Genomic DNA, 16,848 nt, shown 5'->3' with positions numbered 1-16,848 from the left:
GTAACAATCCCTTGATTCTAAACAAATTTAAAAACTGAATCACCAATTTTTAAACCATCTCAAAAGTATGAAAAACACACTATGTAAAAGGTATTATACGATTAAAATAGACCTGAAAATGAAAATTACCGCATTGTTTTTATTGCTTGCCCTGTTTCAACTTCAGGCAAGCAATACCTATTCACAGAAATCCAATATTTCTATGAATATGAAGGAAGCCACCATAGCATCGGTATTTGATGAAATAGAAAAAACAACGGATTTCAATATTCTGTATAAGAACTCCAGTTTGGACGTCGGTAAACGGATTTCCGTAAATGTCGATAAAGTCAAGATAAACGAGCTTATGGATCTTATTTTAAAGGAAACCAATGTATCCTTTGAAATTAGAAGAAAGCTTATTGTATTGCTTGAAAAGGACGAAACTTTAAATTCCGACATACGACCCACTTCTTTGAATCCACCAAAGATTCAGGAACAGACCTTGACGATAACGGGGAAAGTAACCGATCAAGACAATATTCCCTTGGGCGGGGTAAGTATTGTAATAAAGGGCTCCACCAAAGGGGTTTCCTCCAATTTTGATGGGGAATATGAGATTGAAGCTTCTGAGGGCGATATACTCGTGTTCTCATACATCGGCTTTACCTCAAATGAGGTCAGCCTAACACAGGAGAAAGTTATTAACGTTACCATGAAGCCAAATTCGATGGATTTGAACGAGGTAATTGTTACCGCAACCGGTGTACGGCGTAAAGTAGAGATGGGAAATTCCATTGCCAATCTCAATGTTGTCGATGACGTAAAACAACGCCCGATAAGTAATGTTTCAGACTTGCTTCAGGGCCAGGCGACCGGTGTTCAGATTTCCAGTAGTGGAGGTTCTACGGGTATGGGTTCCCGAATTAGGATCAGGGGTTCCAATAGTGCATCCCTTTCCAACGAACCCGTAATTTACATTGATGGTATTTTAATCAATAACGAGGCCAATTCGATCTCTTTTGAAACAGGTGGGCAGTCCCCTTCCCGGTTGAATGATATCAACCCCGAGGATATTGAGTCTATCGAGATCATTAAGGGCCCTTCCGCGGCAACATTATACGGATCTATTGCGGCGAACGGTGTAATTCGTATTACCACTAAAAAAGGTAAACAAGGAGAACCGAGATGGTCTGCATTTTTGGAGAGCGGGTTGGTTGAGAACGTAACGACCTATCCCAAAAACTATCAAGCACTTGACGCAGCTGGCAATCCTGGTTTTAACTTTGAGGCGGCAGAAGGTACTTTTGTCCCCAGTACGGTCAATTCTTTTCAGCCCTTGAACGACCCACGCACCTCACCTTTTAGAACGGGACAATCTTATGGCGGTGGGTTGAGCGTATCCGGAGGTTCAGAAGTGCTTACGTATTTCCTTTCAGGAAATATTACCGACGGCGAAGGGGTGTTGCCTGTCAATAATATAAAAAGAACAAATTTCCGAGGGAATTTCGGAGTCAAAATTACCGATGATCTAAAGGTGAATTTAACCACGGGCTACACCAACAGTAACCTAGAACTACCCTTGAACGATAATTTCGCCTTGGCTCTAATGAGTCAGGGTCTTAATGGTACATCTACTATAGATGTTAACAACGGTTGGGGCGAGTTTACGCCCGATGAACTGTTCACGATTGATACCCGTCAACGGATCAATCGTTTTACCAGTGGTCTTGAATTGTTATGGCAACCCTCTGAAAAATTGAATTTCAGGGCTTCTGGCGGGCTTGATTTTACATCCCGATGGGACAGCCAGTTCTTCCCGACCGGAGAAGCGCCCGCTTTTCTTAATTATGATGAAGGCGCAAGATTCTCCAATAGGTTCAATGATTTTGTATATACCTTGGATATGGTAGGCACTTACAAAACGGATTTATGGGAAGGTATTAATTCCCGCACTTCATTTGGGGGCCAATATTTACAGAATTTATCTCAAGGCACGTTCACAACGGGACTTCAGTTGGTTGCAGGGAGTAACTCCATTGCGGGGGCCGCGGTAACACAGAGCAATGAACAGACCATAGAATCACGCACTGTCGGTGTCTTTTTGGAGGAACAGATTGGCTTTAATGATAAATTATTCGTGACGGGTGCGGTAAGGGCAGATCGTGGTAGTTCGTTTGGTGCCTCGTTCAACTCGGTGTTTTACCCCAAGGTAAGTGCTTCATGGCTTATTTCAGAAGAGGATTTCTTTAATAACGCCGATAAATATGGAATAAGCTCGTTACGACTTAGGGGGGCATGGGGTGCCTCCGGGGTACAACCAGGTACCAATGATGCGCTTAGGTTTTTCAATCCTATAGCCGCTACCTTGGATGGACAAAGTGTAACCGGGGTTACCATAGGAAGTGTTGGCAATTCCGATTTAAGCCCAGAGCGGTCCACAGAAGTCGAATTCGGCTTTGATGCGAAACTATTGTCCGAGAAGATCGGTTTTGAAATGACCTATTTTAATAAACGTACCGAAGATGCCTTGATTTTTAGGCAATTACCCTTGTCGCTTGGCGTGGGTGAAGGTCGTTTTGAAAATTTGGGATCCGTTAAAAACTCAGGTATTGAGATAGCGTTAAATACCAGAATCATCGAAACTGATAAATTTTTCTTTGGAGTTGATTTTGTAGGTTCGTTCATAGATAATGAACTAAAAGAATTGGGTCAGGATATTCAACCGATCATTTTTGGTCAGCAGCGCCATGTTGAAGGCTATCCGCTTGGCGGTTATTGGGATGAAACCTATACTTTTAGCGATGCGAATGGCGATGGTTTCATAGGGCAAGATGAGGTGCAAGTAGGAGAAATAGGGTATTTGGGCACCCCATTTGCAACGACCGATATTTCTTTTACCCCAACACTAAGTTTTTTCGAAAATCAATTTGTAGTAAGAGGACTCCTAAACTACAGAGGCGGTCAAAAGCTTTATAATAATACTGGTGCCTGGAGAAACGGGAACAGTAATAACCGGGAACTAAATGACCCCAATGCCTCACTTGCCAATCAGGCAAGAGCCGTGGCATCCAAATTTTTGGGAACAAATGCAGGGTATATCGAGGATGCTTCGTTTTGGAGGCTTCGTGAAATCTCATTGACCTATAACGCACCTAGAACCTTTTCAAGCAAACTGGGCTTTAATCGTATAAGCCTAACACTTTCTGGGCAGAATCTAGGCGTATGGACCGACTATTCTGGGCTTGACCCTGAAATTAGTTCTGAAGGGCAGGCTAATTTTACTACCGAAGAATTTCTCAGTCAACCGCCCGTCCGTTCTTGGAAAGTAAGACTTAACCTATCGTTTTAACAAAAAAATCTAAGAAAATGAAAAAGCTATTAAAAACAAAAAACAACTTTTCCAAATTACTATTTAATGCAATTGTTCTGATAACACTTTCATCATTGAGCATATCTTGCGATTCCGTTGTAGAAGTTACGGATCCTGATATCGTCACACCAGAATCGCTTAACACGGAGGCTGGTTTACAAACCCTGCGTGCGGGATCCTTAGGAGATCTTGCTGTGGCATTAAGCGGTTCTGCGGCAGGCCATGGGGCTACTACGGGATTAATTGTGATGAGTGGCCTTGTAGCGGATGAATATACATATTCGGGAACCTTCCCTACTAGACGCGAGGCCGATACCCGTATCCTTCAGGATATCAATACTGATATGAATACAATTTATGGTAACCTTCATAGATCACGGACCGGAGCAGAAACCACTATAGATCTTCTTGTTGATTTCGGTGGCAACCCCGAAATTGAAAGTGAGATGCAAAGTGTAGTTGGTTACGCTTATGTTATGTTCGCAGAAACCTTTTGTGGTGGTGTTCCCTTTAGTAAATCACCGACGGACGGTGGCGATTTAATTTATGGTGAACCTTTGACTACTGAACAAATGTTCAATGAAGCGGTAAGTTGGTTCGACCAAGCACTTATTAACGCTAGTAGCAACGATAAATTGGCCAATTTGGCGAGAATTGGCAAGGCACGTTCCCTTTTGGGACTAGGTCAGATTGATGCGGCCGCGGCTGAAGTAGCGGCTATTCCGTCAGATTTTGTTTATAATATTGAGCAATCCGATAACAGTTTCAGACAAGAGAACGGAATTTACATCATGAGTACTGTTCGTCGCCAATTTTCTATAGCCGATGGCAAAGGGGGCAATGGTTTAATGTACCGCTCCGCTATGGACCCCAGAACACCTTGGGATGGGGGTACGGAATTTGGTCAAGATGATATTACCTTATATTACAACCAATTGAAATACAATTCATCTAGCGTACCCGTAGCACTGGCATCAGGCATAGAAGCAAGGTTGATAGAAGCCGAGGCAGCGGCCAATGCGGACGATGCTCAAACCGTCGAAGATATACATAATGAACTCAGGGCTACAATAGGTTTGTCAAATTTAGACCTCTCAGGAATTAGTGGTGACGACCTATTGTTTGCCCATTTTTCAGAGCGTGCCTTTTGGTTGTTCAGCACTGGTCATCGTCTGGGAGATCTTAGAAGACTTGTAGATCTTTATGGCATGATGCCCTCCAACGTATTTCCATGGGGTCCCTATTTCAAGGGAGGCGAATATAGTTCCAACCTAAGATTTCCGGTCCCACAGTCAGAATCGAATAACCCTAATTATGTTGGCTGTTTAGATTGAATCGAATACTTCAAAAAAGCGACATAAAAAGAAAAGAGGCTGCTAAAAAGCTTCTTTTCTTTTTATGTTTGTAAGATGCAACGTTGTCCATGACCATTTTTTATGAAAAACAAGTTTACGTTTACAAAATCTGAACGTTCGGGAAACTTTGTTTTTCTATATGCCTTGTTTTTTGTGTCCGGCACCGCCGGCTTGATATTTCAGGTGGTATGGATGTACCGGTTAGGACTGGTATTTGGTAACGCCTCATATGCCACAGCGGCAACATTATCCGCTTTTTTTCTTGGATTGGCCCTTGGGGGACGATTTTTTGGCAAGGCCTCCGCACGTTTTAAACGGCCACTTGGCATGTATGGCCTTATGGAGCTTGGCATTGCGTTAACTGCCCTCTTGTTGGTCCCCGGTATCGATTTTTATGAAAGGTACTATTCCGACATCGTATCTTTTTTAGGTGATACTAAGAGTGTTCTTTTGGGCATGAAGTTCCTCTTTGGTATTTCACTACTATTTTTTCCGTCATTTCTTATGGGAGGGACCTTTCCAGTTTTAGCACAGCACATAGGAAAAAATCGAAATGATCTTTCAAGGCGTGGAACTATTTTATATGCCGTAAATACCTTAGGGGCAGCCCTTGGTGCTTTTATTGCCGCATTTTACTTATTATCCGAATATGGGGTTCGCGTAACCTACGGTTTTGCGGTGGTCTTGGCAATCTTCGTAGGCGTTTTGGCCCTTGTTCTAGATTGCTGGCATAAACCTCCTTATCCCATTATTAATGAAGCATCTAAATATTCTGTAAATAGCAAAAAATCGACTGATTTTGCATTTCAGCTAAACAAAAACCAATTTATCTTAGTCGCATTTTTTTCCGGAGCATTGGCATTATCGGCAGAAACGTTATGGACTAAAATGTTCGCCCAAGTTTTACAAAATTCAGTCTATTCGTTCGCTGCGATATTGGTGGTATTCCTTTTGGCCTTGGGGCTCGGTGGCATTTTATCACATATACTTGTAAGGCTAGGGGCACCTTCAAAAACCTTGCTGGTCCTATTGTTGTCCACGGCGGCTGTTTTGATTGGGTTATCTCCAACGGTTTTCGATAGTGCGACAAACGGACTTGAGTATCTTGCGATTAACGCATCTTGGTTTACGTATATATGGTCCGTCTTTAAGCTGAGTCTTATGGTCATAATGCCTCCAACTATTATTTTAGGGGCTGTGTTTCCTTTTCTGTTGAAAGCGGCCCCTAAAGCCGATATGCCGTCAGGATCCATTGTCGGCAAATTGGTACTCTACAATTCTTTAGGTGGCTTCGTGGGGCCAGTAATAGCAGGTTTTGTTCTGCTTGATATAGCAGGTCTCTGGAACAGCATAAAAATCATTGCTCTTTTGTACGGAATCCTGGCTATTTTAATAGCCTTTCCTTCTTACAGAAAAAAGAAAATTACTTTCCTTTTATGGCCTGCTGTAGTAATTTTAGGAATAATTATTTTGAAAAATCCCCCCGTTGTAAAATTGGAAACCGGTGAAAAAGTATTGGATTATTGGCAATCAAGCGACGGGGTAGTCTCAATAGTACAATTGCCGGAGAATATAGAAATGCGCCTGGATAATTTTTATGTACTTGGTGATTCGAAATCGTTTTTGGTCGAGCAAATGCAGGCCCATGTTCCGCTTATGATCCATCCGGCACCAAAAAAGATATTGTTTTTGGGTATGGGAACCGGTATTACGGCAGGTGCCGCGTTAAACCATGATGTGGAAAAGGTAGTAGCGGTAGAACTGGTGTCCAACGTGATTCCTGCAGCAAAACATTATTTTTCCCCTTGGGCCAATGGACTTTTCAAAGATGATCGGTCATACATAATAGCTGACGATGCAAGAAACTTTCTTCTGGGCTCCAATGAACAATTTGACGTTATTGTCGGAGACCTTTTCACCCCATGGCATGCAGGCACGGGAAGCCTTTACACCCTTGAGCATTTTGAACAGGCCAAAAAGCGGTTGTCGCCTGGCGGGATCTTTGCGCAATGGTTACCACTATACCAGCTTACTTCGGATAACTTCAATACTATTGCGGCTACATTTGCGGCCGTTTATCAACAAGTGACGCTCTGGCGAGCAGATTTTTCGACAACCCACGCCAGTATCGTGCTCGTTGGCCAGGAAGCAGGTGTACGGCTTGATGAGAATACCTTACGCCAAAATATTGTTCATGTAATCGGTGAGCAAGCTAACCCGGAAAACAACCACATGGCCGGCCTTTTTTATCTTGGTAATTTGGAGGCTATTCGAAATCGGTTTTCGGGCGTTGAGCTGAATACCGATGACAGAAGGTCTGTTGAATTTAAGGCGCCTATCCTATCACAGCAGGCCAATTCGGGTCGTGCAACCTATATTACGGGCAAAGAGTTGGATAATTTGTTGTCCCTATTGAGGAGCAATCTTCCTGCCGAGAAAGACCCCTATCTTTCCAACCTACCAAAGGAAGAAATTCGGTTTGTAAAAGTAGGTTCACTCTATCATCGTTATATTGAGCTTATAAATGCGCGGAAAGACAAAGAAGCAAAAATAGTACTTAAACGGATACAGCTTCTGGTGCCCGACTTCTTGAAAAAGGAAACCGAATCCATTGACGAAACAAAATAATAAAGTGTCTAAAAGCATCAAATATTTTAAAAAACTTTAGAATAATCAAAGAACATATGAAACTATTAAATCATAAACCATTTCCTTTTTCTATCCCGATAATCCTGCTCATGTTGCAATTGAATCCCTTAGTAGCGCAAGAAAGCGTCATAGACAAAGCCATAGAGGTTTCGGGTATGGAAAAAATGAAAAATGCGGAGGCTTCCTTTACTTTTCGTGAGCACACCTATGAGTTCAAACGGCAAAATGGACAATTTACGTATACAAGAATCGGTAAGAATAGAGATAGCAGTCTGGTCCGCGATGTGTACACTAATAAAGGTTTTACCCGCTATATTGCCGATACCATTGTAAACCTGACCGAAAAAAGAAAAAATACATATACCAATTCGGTAAATTCGGTGATGTACTTTGCATTTCTTCCGTTGTGGCTAGGGGATGCTGCCGTGATCCTAGAGGATAAAGGAAAGAGCGTAATAAAAGGTAAGGAATACCATAAAATCCGTGTCACTTTTCAACAAGAAGGCGGTGGTGATGATTTTGAAGATGTATTTCTATATTGGTTCGATGTTGAGAATTACAGTATGGATTATCTTGCTTACAAATACTTTACTGGCAAAGGGGGAATGCGGTTTCGTGTGGCCTTTAATCAGCGTACTATTAATGGAGTGCTCATACAGGATTATCGGAACCTGCACCCTAAAATAAAAGATAGTGTTAATTTCGAAAAAATCGAGGATGCCTTTGAAAAGGGCAAATTGGAAGAACTCTCGCTCATCGAACTGAAAAATGTAAAAATCGATTCTATACCCAAACCTTAACTCAGTCTCGATTTCATTCAAAGATCCGAAGTATGTTTCCGGTAAGTTCTGTCTGGAATATTTTCAAGGGGTTACTGGTAATACTGTTCAAGGGCTTTCCGGTTTGGTCAAACCGTGCGCCATGGGTAGAACAGTAGTAAATACCGCCGTCGTTCTCCACAAACCTAACTTCCTCGGTCTGTTGATGGCTACAGATTTGACTGGCCGCAACGAAATCACCCTCTAAATTTTTAACTACCACTACATAATTTTTCAGGATAAAGTCCCCGTTGTTTTGTAGCCCGCCCCCCTCTTCTGAGTTAAGGTCAATGGTAAAATCGATTCCTGTAGGAATAGGTCTCATATCTTCAGGTGCTACGTTGCCATCTTTTGAGCAGCCCTGAACGCAGGGAAAAACTATGGCGAATGCCGCTCCGGCACCCAAACTCCGTAAAAACTCTTTTCTTTCCATATCAAAAAGGTTTATAAAGAATCAACGCTTTCCCATGAAAAATAGTATTAGTCCATAGGCGCTATTAATTATTAGGCGATTTTCAATTTTTACAACATATTTCCTACCAACATGACAATGGTCATGTTTTTGTTTAAACACTTCATTTACCTTTGGACAGTAAATTAGGCCAACAACATCATAACTTACAAATATTTAGTGATTTGTGAATTTAAAAAATAAACCGGCTATTTGTAAATCTTAAACATTTTTGACTACCTTAATATAATGAAACGCTTTTTTCATAAAATATTAGCCTTCACTTTAACTTTCGCAGTGCTTTTTTCCACTACGTCTTTTGCAGCAGATATGCACTTCTGTTGTGATAAATTGGTGGATCTTGCTGTTTTCAGTAAAGCAAAGCTATGCTATGAAAAAGTTAAGAAACAAGATGAAAAACCTACCAAAGAATGTTCCGTAGGGCAAATGGATTGTTGTAGCGACCAAACCTTTGTAAAGCAAGGGGAGGACAATCTAAAATCGGTTTCCTTTGAACTAGATTCCAACAACGTAGTTTTCTTAAAAGCATTTTTCTATACCTATATTAATCTTTTTGAAGGACTTGAGCTTAAAACAGTTCCCTTTATAAACTATGATCCTCCCTGGATTGAACAGGATATACCTGTACTTTACGAAACTTTCTTGATTTGATTTTTATGTAAGCAGATTATTGTTGCGATAATCTGTGCTTCCCATTGACCAGCAGTCCATTGTTGGTTATCTATTGTCGCGCCTATTTTCCAGCGACAACCTTTTTCGACCTGTATTTTATCGGAGAATCAATTCTCTGACAGCTTTATTGCTTAGTTAAGAACACTAACATTTTCATACATGGAATCCACTAGAATTTATTGGATCATGAACATGGTCTGTAGACGCTGTCTGAAGGTCATAAAACATGAGCTTGAAGAAATCAATATTGAGATACTTTCCCTTGAATTGGGAAAACTGACTGTTCGTTCGATTAAAAACATTGACAAAGAAATAGATGCGAAGGTCCTAGGTGTTCTCCATTCCAATGGGTTTGAAATCGCCAAAAGCGAAGATGAAATGTTGGTAGAGGAGGTAAAAATAACGCTCATAGATCTTGTTAAAGATTTGCCAATGCATATAAAGGAAAAGACCTCGGAACATTTGGCAATGACCTTACATCGTGATTATAAGATTTTGAGCAAACTGTTTTCCAAAAACGAACATACCACCATTGAAAAGTATTTTATAAAACTAAAGATCGAGAGGGTCAAGGAGCTGATACAACTGCAACAATATACCTTCTCGGATATAGCCTATATGCTTGACTACAGTAGCGTAAACCATTTGTCGAGACAGTTTAAGAATATCACGGGTATAAGCATGACCGATTATAAGAATGCAGAAGGTTGGGAGCGCAATTTCTATGACGAAATTATATAAATATGAAAGAAAATTATGCAGATAAAGGCGTCCTATTAAAAAGATATTTGTTAACCACGAAATACCAATAAAATGAAAAACAAAAAAGTCGTACCGACCGTGACTTCAATGATGGTCATAAGTTTCCTGTTCATAGGAATCAATTCCCATGCACAGGAGAAATGGGTGGCCCCGGCTAGTGCCGACGAGATAGTCAACCCACTCAATGGAGATGCCAATGCAGCGGACTCAGGTAAAAGAACCTATAAGATGCTGTGTGTCGTGTGCCACGGTGCCAAGGGCAAAGGCGATGGTGTGGGAGGCGCGGGCTTGAAGCCTAAACCAACCGATTTTACCAGTGCCGAAGTCCAAGCCCAGACCGATGGGGCCCTTTTCTGGAAATTGGAAGAAGGCCGCTCACCGATGGCCTCTTATAAAACTGCCATCCCTGAGAAAAAACGCTGGGAGATCATTAACTACATAAGAACCCTTAAGTAATGAAAAAGCTAATAGTATTACTAGTCGCAGTTATTTTTGGCGGTCAGATGTACGGCCAAACATACAACACTTTTGAACCGAGCAAGACCCAGTTTATGCTAAGGGGCTATGGGCATACTGGATTTGAATATATGGACTCTGGGGATGAAACAGAATCCACATTTTTGGGAGCTGCCTTTGCCCCGATATTCTTATACAAACATTCGGACAGGTTAATGTTCGAGGCAGAACTGGAATTTAAACTTGAAGGAAATGAATTGGAGACTGGGTTAGAGTATGCCGATGTGATGTACGTGCTCAATAAGAACATGATTGCCAGGGCAGGGAAATTTCTATTGCCTTTTGGAACTTTTATGGAGCGATTGCACCCAGCTTGGATTAACCGCCTGCCCAATGTTCCTTTAGGCTACGGACATGATGGCATTGCACCCGCTTCAGGAATTGGAGTGGAGCTTAGGGGAGCCTTCGACTTGGGCGGCCCAACATTGAATTATTCGGTCTATGCCACTAACGGCCCAAGGCTAAAAGATGGAAACGATGAACCGGAGGAAGCTGGTATGCTGATGTTTGAAAATTATGAAGATACCAACCTGGGCAAGGCCTATGGTGGTCGCTTGGGATTATTACCCTTTTCCGATTCTTCAACGGAGATTGGTTTTTCTGCCTATTCTACAAGTGACACGGGGGAACAGGACTCGGAATACGAGGATGTCGGGGCGTTTTTGTTCGCCTTGGATTTTTCTTTCGTAAAGCAGATATCGGGGCTTGGTGGAGTAATTGACGTAAAGGCACAATACAACAATTCAAACGTGGATACGGCCACTTATTTTGAGCTGGAGGATGATATACTGGAGGAATACTCTTTTGACAACCAAAGCAACTCCTTTTATGGGCAGCTGAGTTACCGGCCTACTATGGCAAGCAGCGATTTTGTCAAAAAACTGGAGTTTGTGGGCAGATACTCGGACTTTAATGCTCCGGAAGGTGCGGAATGGGAAGAGAAATCGGTCCAGTACGCTTTCGGTCTCAATTATTGGCTGAGCTGGCGTTCGGTTGTCAAACTTAGTTATCAGGCCACTGAAACGGAAGGTGGTCATGACGGAGATGGTTTAACCAACACGGATGGCCTGTTTTTGCATTGGGCCATAGGATTCTAAAAACAATATATAATACATAGAAAACATGAAAACAATATATAAAACAGTAATAGGCGTCATTATCATGACAATTGTGGGCATTACGGCTGTGGCCTGTTCTTCCACAAAAAAGGTATATACCGATGTTCCAGATACCGCCACCGCGGCAGCGGAGGAAAAATTTAAAATCGAAAAATCGGGAGCCCAAATGTGGGGAGAAACCTGTAATCGATGCCATATCGCACCATCCCCTGCGGATTATAACGATACGGATTGGGAGACCATCAGCCTTCATATGAGGGTCAGGGCCAATCTTACGGAGCATGAAAGCAAGAAGATAGAGGAGTTTTTAAAATCGGCCAATTAAGATGGCCAAAACACTCCAATAGTTGCTTCGATAAAACAGCGATAGCGGCAAAATAATGCCCGAATCCAAAAATGTAACAAGACAAATTTAGGACTAATTTAAAATAGATATAATGGACAAATTGCCAAAAATTGCGTTGCCAGCAATAATTATTTTTATTGTACTGGTTATTTTGATCGCAAAATCTGCAGTAACGATTGGATCCGGGGAAGCCGGGGTACTCTACAAGACCTTTGGGGGCGGAGTGGTTACGGATCAGCCGCCTTTGGGCGAGGGTTTTCATATCGTGGCACCTTGGAACAAGGTTTTTGTATATGAGGTTAGACAGCAAGAAGTTTTCGAAAAAATGCAGGTGCTCTCTTCCAACGGATTGGAGATAAAACTGGACGCCTCTGCTTGGTTTGAGCCAAAGAGGGAATTTTTAGGAAAGCTTCATCAAGAAAAAGGTACGGAGTACGTTAACCGTGTACTACTGCCCACAATAAGATCTGCAGCAAGAAGCGTTGTGGGGCGCTATACCCCAGAGCAATTGTATTCCAGTAAAAGAGATGCAATACAGGCAGAGATTTATGAAGAGACCAAAAAAATCGTTGACGGACAGTACATTCAGCTCAATGAGATACTAGTGCGAGATGTTACTTTGCCAGGCACCATAAAAGAAGCTATAGAGCGTAAGCTTAAACAAGAACAAGAGTCGTTGGAATATGAGTTTCGTTTGGTTACCGCCAAAAAGGAAGCGGAAAAAGTAACCATTGAAGCACAAGGAAAGGCGGATGCGAATAAAATTTTAAGCGCTTCCCTGACCGATAAGATATTACAGGACAAGGGTATCGATGCAACATTGGAACTAGCGAAGTCGCCTAACTCAAAAGTAGTCGTAGTCGGTGGTGGCGATTCCGGACTACCGCTGATATTGGGTAATAATTGATTTTTTGTTCAGCACAATGGGACAAAAAGTTGAAGTGAACCCATTTAAAATTTTTGGATCGAAGCGAAAATCAGGGCACAAAATGTGCCTCTGAAACTTCGGAAGTAAGTAAAGGATAAAATTAAAACGAATCGAGTAAATCTTAAATTAAATACAATGAAAACAGCAACACTAATTTTTTTGACGATCGGGTTGTTTGCCTTAAACGGTTGCAACCAGAAAACTGATGTTAACGCAATGCTCGACAACTCCGAGACACGTAGTGAAATTTTTGATGCCATTGCGAACAATCACGCATACATGACCGGCCTTATGGAAAACATGCAAGAGAGCGATCATGCAATGCAAATGATGCAGGGCAACCATAAAATGATGGGCGGCATGATGAAAGGCGATGGTATGCAAATGATGATGAAAGACAGTACGATGATGAAGAACATGATGCAATCCATGATGAAAGATGGTAAGATGATGGGAAATATGATGAAAATGATGCATGAAAAAGGCATGATTAGCGAGGATTGTATGGAGTCCTGTAAACAGATGATGGGAGAAAAAGGCATGGACATGATGGGAATGATGGATGATGACATCAAAATGAAATCATCTGAAGATGACCATTCCGAACACCACTAAAAACATAAAATTATAACGTAAATACAGCAATAATGAAAAGTCATTGGATATGGATGGTTATCGGTTGTGGGTTGCCCCTACTACTGATATTTTTTGCCCCGGCATTGGGGATTACGGGGTATAATGGGCTTTTTGCCTTTATAATCGTGATGTTCGTATTACATCTATTTATGCCGCATGGCTCACATGGTCGCAGTGGCCATAACCATGCCGGCCATAGCGATAAGAAGCAAGGAGAAGGTAAAGAAGAAGTGCTAGATGGGGACAAAAAAGGACATGAAGGGCATCGACATCATTAAAAAACAGTAAAACTTGGACAATGAAACGCAAATTTCAAATCGAAGGGATAAGCTGTGGCGGATGTGTGACAAGGGTCAAAAGAGCTTTGGAAGAACATCCGGCAGTAGAGAAAGCACAGATTTTCTTGCAGCCGAAAGGTGCCACTATTATCAGCATGAAGGACGAACTTTCAGTAGATGAGTTACAAGAGCAACTCAATAAACTTGAAGGCTATACCATAACGGAAATCAATTAAAATAATAATAACCTTTAAATCTAATAGTATGTTTTACAGAGACGGAGTTTTTTGGGGCATGCACCTTATATGGTGGGCCATATGGTTTGTATTGCTGGGCTGGATTTTCTTTGCCCCGTCCAGTTCATCCTATGATGAAATTGAAGACGATGACCCACTCACGTCACTCAAAAGGCGGTTTGCCAAAGGAGAGATTACCAAGAGTGAATATGAAGAATCAAAGGAGCTTTTAAAATCGGACGGATAGTCCACAAAAACAAGTATTAACAACTAAAATTCAAAACTATGCACTTTTTCGACGGACATTACGGCGGTATGCACTTTATATGGTGGATCGTATGGTTCATCCTATTGATATGGGTCTTTTTTGTGCCCTACGACCTTCCCTATACCAAAAACAGGAAAGAAGACCCACTACGTATTCTTAAAAAGCGATTTGCCAAAGGCGAGATCACGAAAGAGGAATACGAGGAATCCAAGAAACTTTTAAAATCTGAATAAGGAGTAAACTACCTCGGGGCAAGCCCACGAGGCATTTAACGGAAAAAACATTTGATTTCGAGGCAAGCCTCGGAGTATTTAAATCTCGATTATCGAATAAAATTTTAACACTTAAAACAAAATGAAATGAAAACAAAAATCAAAATGGCAGCGGGTCTGATTCTGGCCATTTTTATACTATCGGCCTGTTCGCAAAAACAAGAGAGTACCATAAAGGACCAACTCAAGGATCAGTCCCAACAAGAGGAAGTCTTGGCATTCATAGCCGAGAACCATGAATTGGGCCAAAAATTTATTGCAAAGATGATGGATAATGACCATGCCACGGGCATGATGGTGGACGAACTCGTAAACGCAGCGGCAAACGATACCATTCTCGCTGGTAAACTTAGCGATATGATTACCAGATACCCTGAGCTTATGTTGCTAACCACCCACCATTTTATGCCGGTCATCGCCAACGACAGTCTTTTGAGCGACACCTTTTGTGACCATACCTTGGAGCACGAGAATTTGGAAATGACGATGCACGAGAAGATGGAGTACAGAAAGAGTCTAGAGCAAAATCACTAGTTGCCACTTAGGATGGAACTAGTTGTAAAAACTATTAACACAAAACAATAATCATGAATCGTATCAACGTAAAAAAATTTGGATTTGCCATGGGCTTAACAGGAGCTTTGCTCTATGCAGGCTGTATGATTGTTATGGCAACCGCAGGCCAGGAAGGAAGCATAGCATTTTTTAACAGCCTTTTGCACGGCTTGGATACTACGAGTATCATTAGAATGGATGTTCCCCTTTGGGAAGCCACCATAGGCATCATTCAAACATTTATTGTCGCATGGCTTATAGGTGCCCTTATTGCGGCTTTTTACAATGCACAACTTAAAAGAAGATAAACAAAATTATGGATAGAAGAGATTTTTTGGGAACCGGAGCGGTTTCTTCGGCTGGTATGCTTTTTTTTCCGGGCAACCTATTGGCAACAACTGCCAAGGAACAGAACAAGCAACGTCTTGTACAACCTTTGCCTTACAAAATGGACGGGGGGTGGAAGGAATTTGAACTCTATATAGATATCCATACCCACGAACCGGCACCGGGCTTCGAATACCATACCCTGGCCTTCAACGATATAATTCCCGGTCCAGAGATTAGGGTCAACGCTGGTGACAAGGTACGGGTAAGGTTCACTAACAGAACTGATTTGAACCATACCATTCATTGGCACGGCCTATATGTGCCATGGCGTATGGACGGGGTGCCGTTTGTGACCCAACTACCCGTGATGCCCAAAAATGAATTTATCTATGAATTTGTGGCAGAACCCGAAGGCACACATTTTTATCACTGCCATTGGGGAACGTTGATGCATATGCAGGCGGGCATGTTCGGTAGTGTGATTGTTGAAAATCCTGATGACTCGATAAAAAAGAGGTTTCCTTATGAAAGGGAATATACATTGGTGTATTCCTCACATGATACCAACTATATCCGCGAAGAGATGAACAGTATGTTGGAACGAATGAAACAACGCACCTTTTTGATGAAAGAAGGAAGGTTTACCAGTGAGCAATGGGCGGTTTTCGATAGCAAGGAACAGTTAATGGAGCGCATGGAAAAAGGGTATAAGCCGCCTTATTTGACCAATAGAAGAACAAATTCGGACCTGCCCCAGGCACAATGGTTTACCGTAAACGGAAAGTCGTACCCATCAACACCCTACCTATTTATCAAGTCCGGTGAAAATATCAGGATACGGCTTATTAATGCCGGCGCGGAAACACATCATCTTCATATGCACGGTCATGATTTTTGGATGGTTGCAGATGATGGGGTGCCCATTGAACATCCTTGGAAAAGAAATACGGTGCCGTTGACTCCGGGCAAGACCTTTGATATTATAGTCGAGGGCAAAAACAGGGGCATCTGGACCTTTCATGACCATGATACCCGAAAAGTTACCAATAACGGCTTGTATCCTGGAGGTAATTTGCTGGCCTTGGTCTATGAAGATCTTCCGGAAGAGGAACTCATTATTTCTAAATACTCCGGAAACCCCATGTACAATCCGAATGCCGGAATGACCAATATGGAAGGAATGGAATCCATGGAAAAAGATAAAATGGCACGTATGAATAAAATGATGTTTGGACAGGACAAGCTTCCAAAAATTGCCTTGGACGAGTAATAACCGGATAGAATC

Annotated in this window: 19 protein-coding genes; 18 read left to right on the top strand and 1 reads right to left on the bottom strand. The window is 41.9% G+C overall.

What is annotated here, in order from left to right; genetic code table 11:
• Window positions 1-118 precede the first annotated feature (118 nt).
• The 4 genes from P178_RS0110685 to P178_RS21835 all read left to right on the top strand — a co-directional run bounded on the left by P178_RS0110685 (window position 119) and on the right by P178_RS21835 (window position 8,156).
• Window positions 119-3,331: a SusC/RagA family TonB-linked outer membrane protein gene (locus P178_RS0110685; RefSeq protein ID WP_027066219.1), complete on the top strand. Its 3,213-nt coding sequence runs from the start codon at window positions 119-121 to the stop codon at window positions 3,329-3,331.
• Window positions 3,332-3,546: 215 nt separating this feature from the next.
• Complete coding sequence (locus tag P178_RS0110680) at window positions 3,547-4,686, top strand: hypothetical protein (protein ID WP_155941616.1); 1,140 nt, start codon at window positions 3,547-3,549, stop codon at window positions 4,684-4,686.
• 102 nt (window positions 4,687-4,788) lie between these two features.
• Window positions 4,789-7,335, top strand: a complete 2,547-nt coding sequence (locus P178_RS0110675) for a fused MFS/spermidine synthase (protein WP_027066217.1) — start codon at window positions 4,789-4,791, stop codon at window positions 7,333-7,335.
• Window positions 7,336-7,391: 56 nt separating this feature from the next.
• Window positions 7,392-8,156 carry a DUF6503 family protein gene (locus P178_RS21835; RefSeq protein ID WP_051638240.1) on the top strand — a complete coding sequence of 255 codons (765 nt, stop codon included), beginning with the start codon at window positions 7,392-7,394 and terminating at the stop codon, window positions 8,154-8,156.
• 13 nt (window positions 8,157-8,169) lie between these two features.
• Here P178_RS21835 and P178_RS0110665 read toward each other — a convergent pair whose 3' ends face one another.
• A complete protein-coding gene (locus P178_RS0110665) occupies window positions 8,170-8,607 on the bottom strand; it encodes a ubiquinol-cytochrome c reductase iron-sulfur subunit (RefSeq protein WP_027066216.1) in 438 nt (145 codons plus the stop codon).
• Window positions 8,608-8,874: 267 nt separating this feature from the next.
• Between P178_RS0110665 and P178_RS0110660 the strand changes: the two genes are divergently transcribed.
• The 14 genes from P178_RS0110660 to P178_RS0110595 all read left to right on the top strand — a co-directional run bounded on the left by P178_RS0110660 (window position 8,875) and on the right by P178_RS0110595 (window position 16,833).
• On the top strand, window positions 8,875-9,297 hold the full coding sequence (locus P178_RS0110660; RefSeq protein ID WP_027066215.1) for an HYC_CC_PP family protein: 423 nt from the start codon (window positions 8,875-8,877) through the stop codon (window positions 9,295-9,297).
• Between the two features lie 180 nt (window positions 9,298-9,477).
• A complete protein-coding gene (locus P178_RS0110655; protein WP_027066214.1) occupies window positions 9,478-10,059 on the top strand; it encodes a helix-turn-helix domain-containing protein in 582 nt (193 codons plus the stop codon).
• A gap of 72 nt (window positions 10,060-10,131) precedes the next feature.
• Window positions 10,132-10,536 carry a c-type cytochrome gene (locus P178_RS0110650; protein WP_027066213.1) on the top strand — a complete coding sequence of 135 codons (405 nt, stop codon included), beginning with the start codon at window positions 10,132-10,134 and terminating at the stop codon, window positions 10,534-10,536.
• Entirely contained in the window at window positions 10,536-11,693 is a 1,158-nt protein-coding gene (locus P178_RS0110645; protein ID WP_027066212.1) for a hypothetical protein, read from the top strand. The genes P178_RS0110650 and P178_RS0110645 overlap by 1 nt, the downstream gene beginning before the upstream one ends.
• Window positions 11,694-11,718: 25 nt before the next feature.
• The gene (locus tag P178_RS0110640) at window positions 11,719-12,039 is read left to right on the top strand and encodes a hypothetical protein (protein WP_036146077.1); all 321 of its coding nucleotides are present in this window, start codon (window positions 11,719-11,721) and stop codon (window positions 12,037-12,039) included.
• 112 nt (window positions 12,040-12,151) lie between these two features.
• Complete coding sequence (locus P178_RS0110635; protein WP_027066210.1) at window positions 12,152-12,967, top strand: prohibitin family protein; 816 nt, start codon at window positions 12,152-12,154, stop codon at window positions 12,965-12,967.
• A 156-nt stretch (window positions 12,968-13,123) separates the two neighbouring features.
• Window positions 13,124-13,603, top strand: a complete 480-nt coding sequence (locus P178_RS0110630; protein ID WP_027066209.1) for a hypothetical protein — start codon at window positions 13,124-13,126, stop codon at window positions 13,601-13,603.
• 32 nt (window positions 13,604-13,635) lie between these two features.
• Window positions 13,636-13,902, top strand: a complete 267-nt coding sequence (locus P178_RS0110625) for a hypothetical protein (RefSeq protein WP_027066208.1) — start codon at window positions 13,636-13,638, stop codon at window positions 13,900-13,902.
• A 20-nt stretch (window positions 13,903-13,922) separates the two neighbouring features.
• On the top strand, window positions 13,923-14,138 hold the full coding sequence (locus P178_RS0110620) for a heavy-metal-associated domain-containing protein (RefSeq protein ID WP_027066207.1): 216 nt from the start codon (window positions 13,923-13,925) through the stop codon (window positions 14,136-14,138).
• 28 nt (window positions 14,139-14,166) lie between these two features.
• Window positions 14,167-14,385, top strand: coding sequence for an SHOCT domain-containing protein (locus P178_RS23650; RefSeq protein WP_027066206.1), 219 nt, complete (start codon window positions 14,167-14,169; stop codon window positions 14,383-14,385).
• A 38-nt stretch (window positions 14,386-14,423) separates the two neighbouring features.
• Complete coding sequence (locus tag P178_RS0110610; RefSeq protein WP_027066205.1) at window positions 14,424-14,639, top strand: SHOCT domain-containing protein; 216 nt, start codon at window positions 14,424-14,426, stop codon at window positions 14,637-14,639.
• A gap of 126 nt (window positions 14,640-14,765) precedes the next feature.
• Window positions 14,766-15,212: a hypothetical protein gene (locus P178_RS0110605; protein ID WP_027066204.1), complete on the top strand. Its 447-nt coding sequence runs from the start codon at window positions 14,766-14,768 to the stop codon at window positions 15,210-15,212.
• A 53-nt stretch (window positions 15,213-15,265) separates the two neighbouring features.
• Window positions 15,266-15,541 carry a DUF5676 family membrane protein gene (locus P178_RS0110600; RefSeq protein ID WP_027066203.1) on the top strand — a complete coding sequence of 92 codons (276 nt, stop codon included), beginning with the start codon at window positions 15,266-15,268 and terminating at the stop codon, window positions 15,539-15,541.
• 8 nt (window positions 15,542-15,549) lie between these two features.
• The gene (locus P178_RS0110595; RefSeq protein WP_027066202.1) at window positions 15,550-16,833 is read left to right on the top strand and encodes a multicopper oxidase family protein; all 1,284 of its coding nucleotides are present in this window, start codon (window positions 15,550-15,552) and stop codon (window positions 16,831-16,833) included.
• The last annotated feature ends 15 nt before the right edge of the window (window positions 16,834-16,848 follow it).

It is taken from the genome of Maribacter sp. Hel_I_7, from assembly GCF_000688315.1.
Taxonomy (GTDB): domain Bacteria; phylum Bacteroidota; class Bacteroidia; order Flavobacteriales; family Flavobacteriaceae; genus Maribacter; species Maribacter stanieri.
The sequence above is the reverse complement of the archived record's forward strand: the minus strand, read 5'-3'. Positions and strand labels throughout refer to the sequence as shown.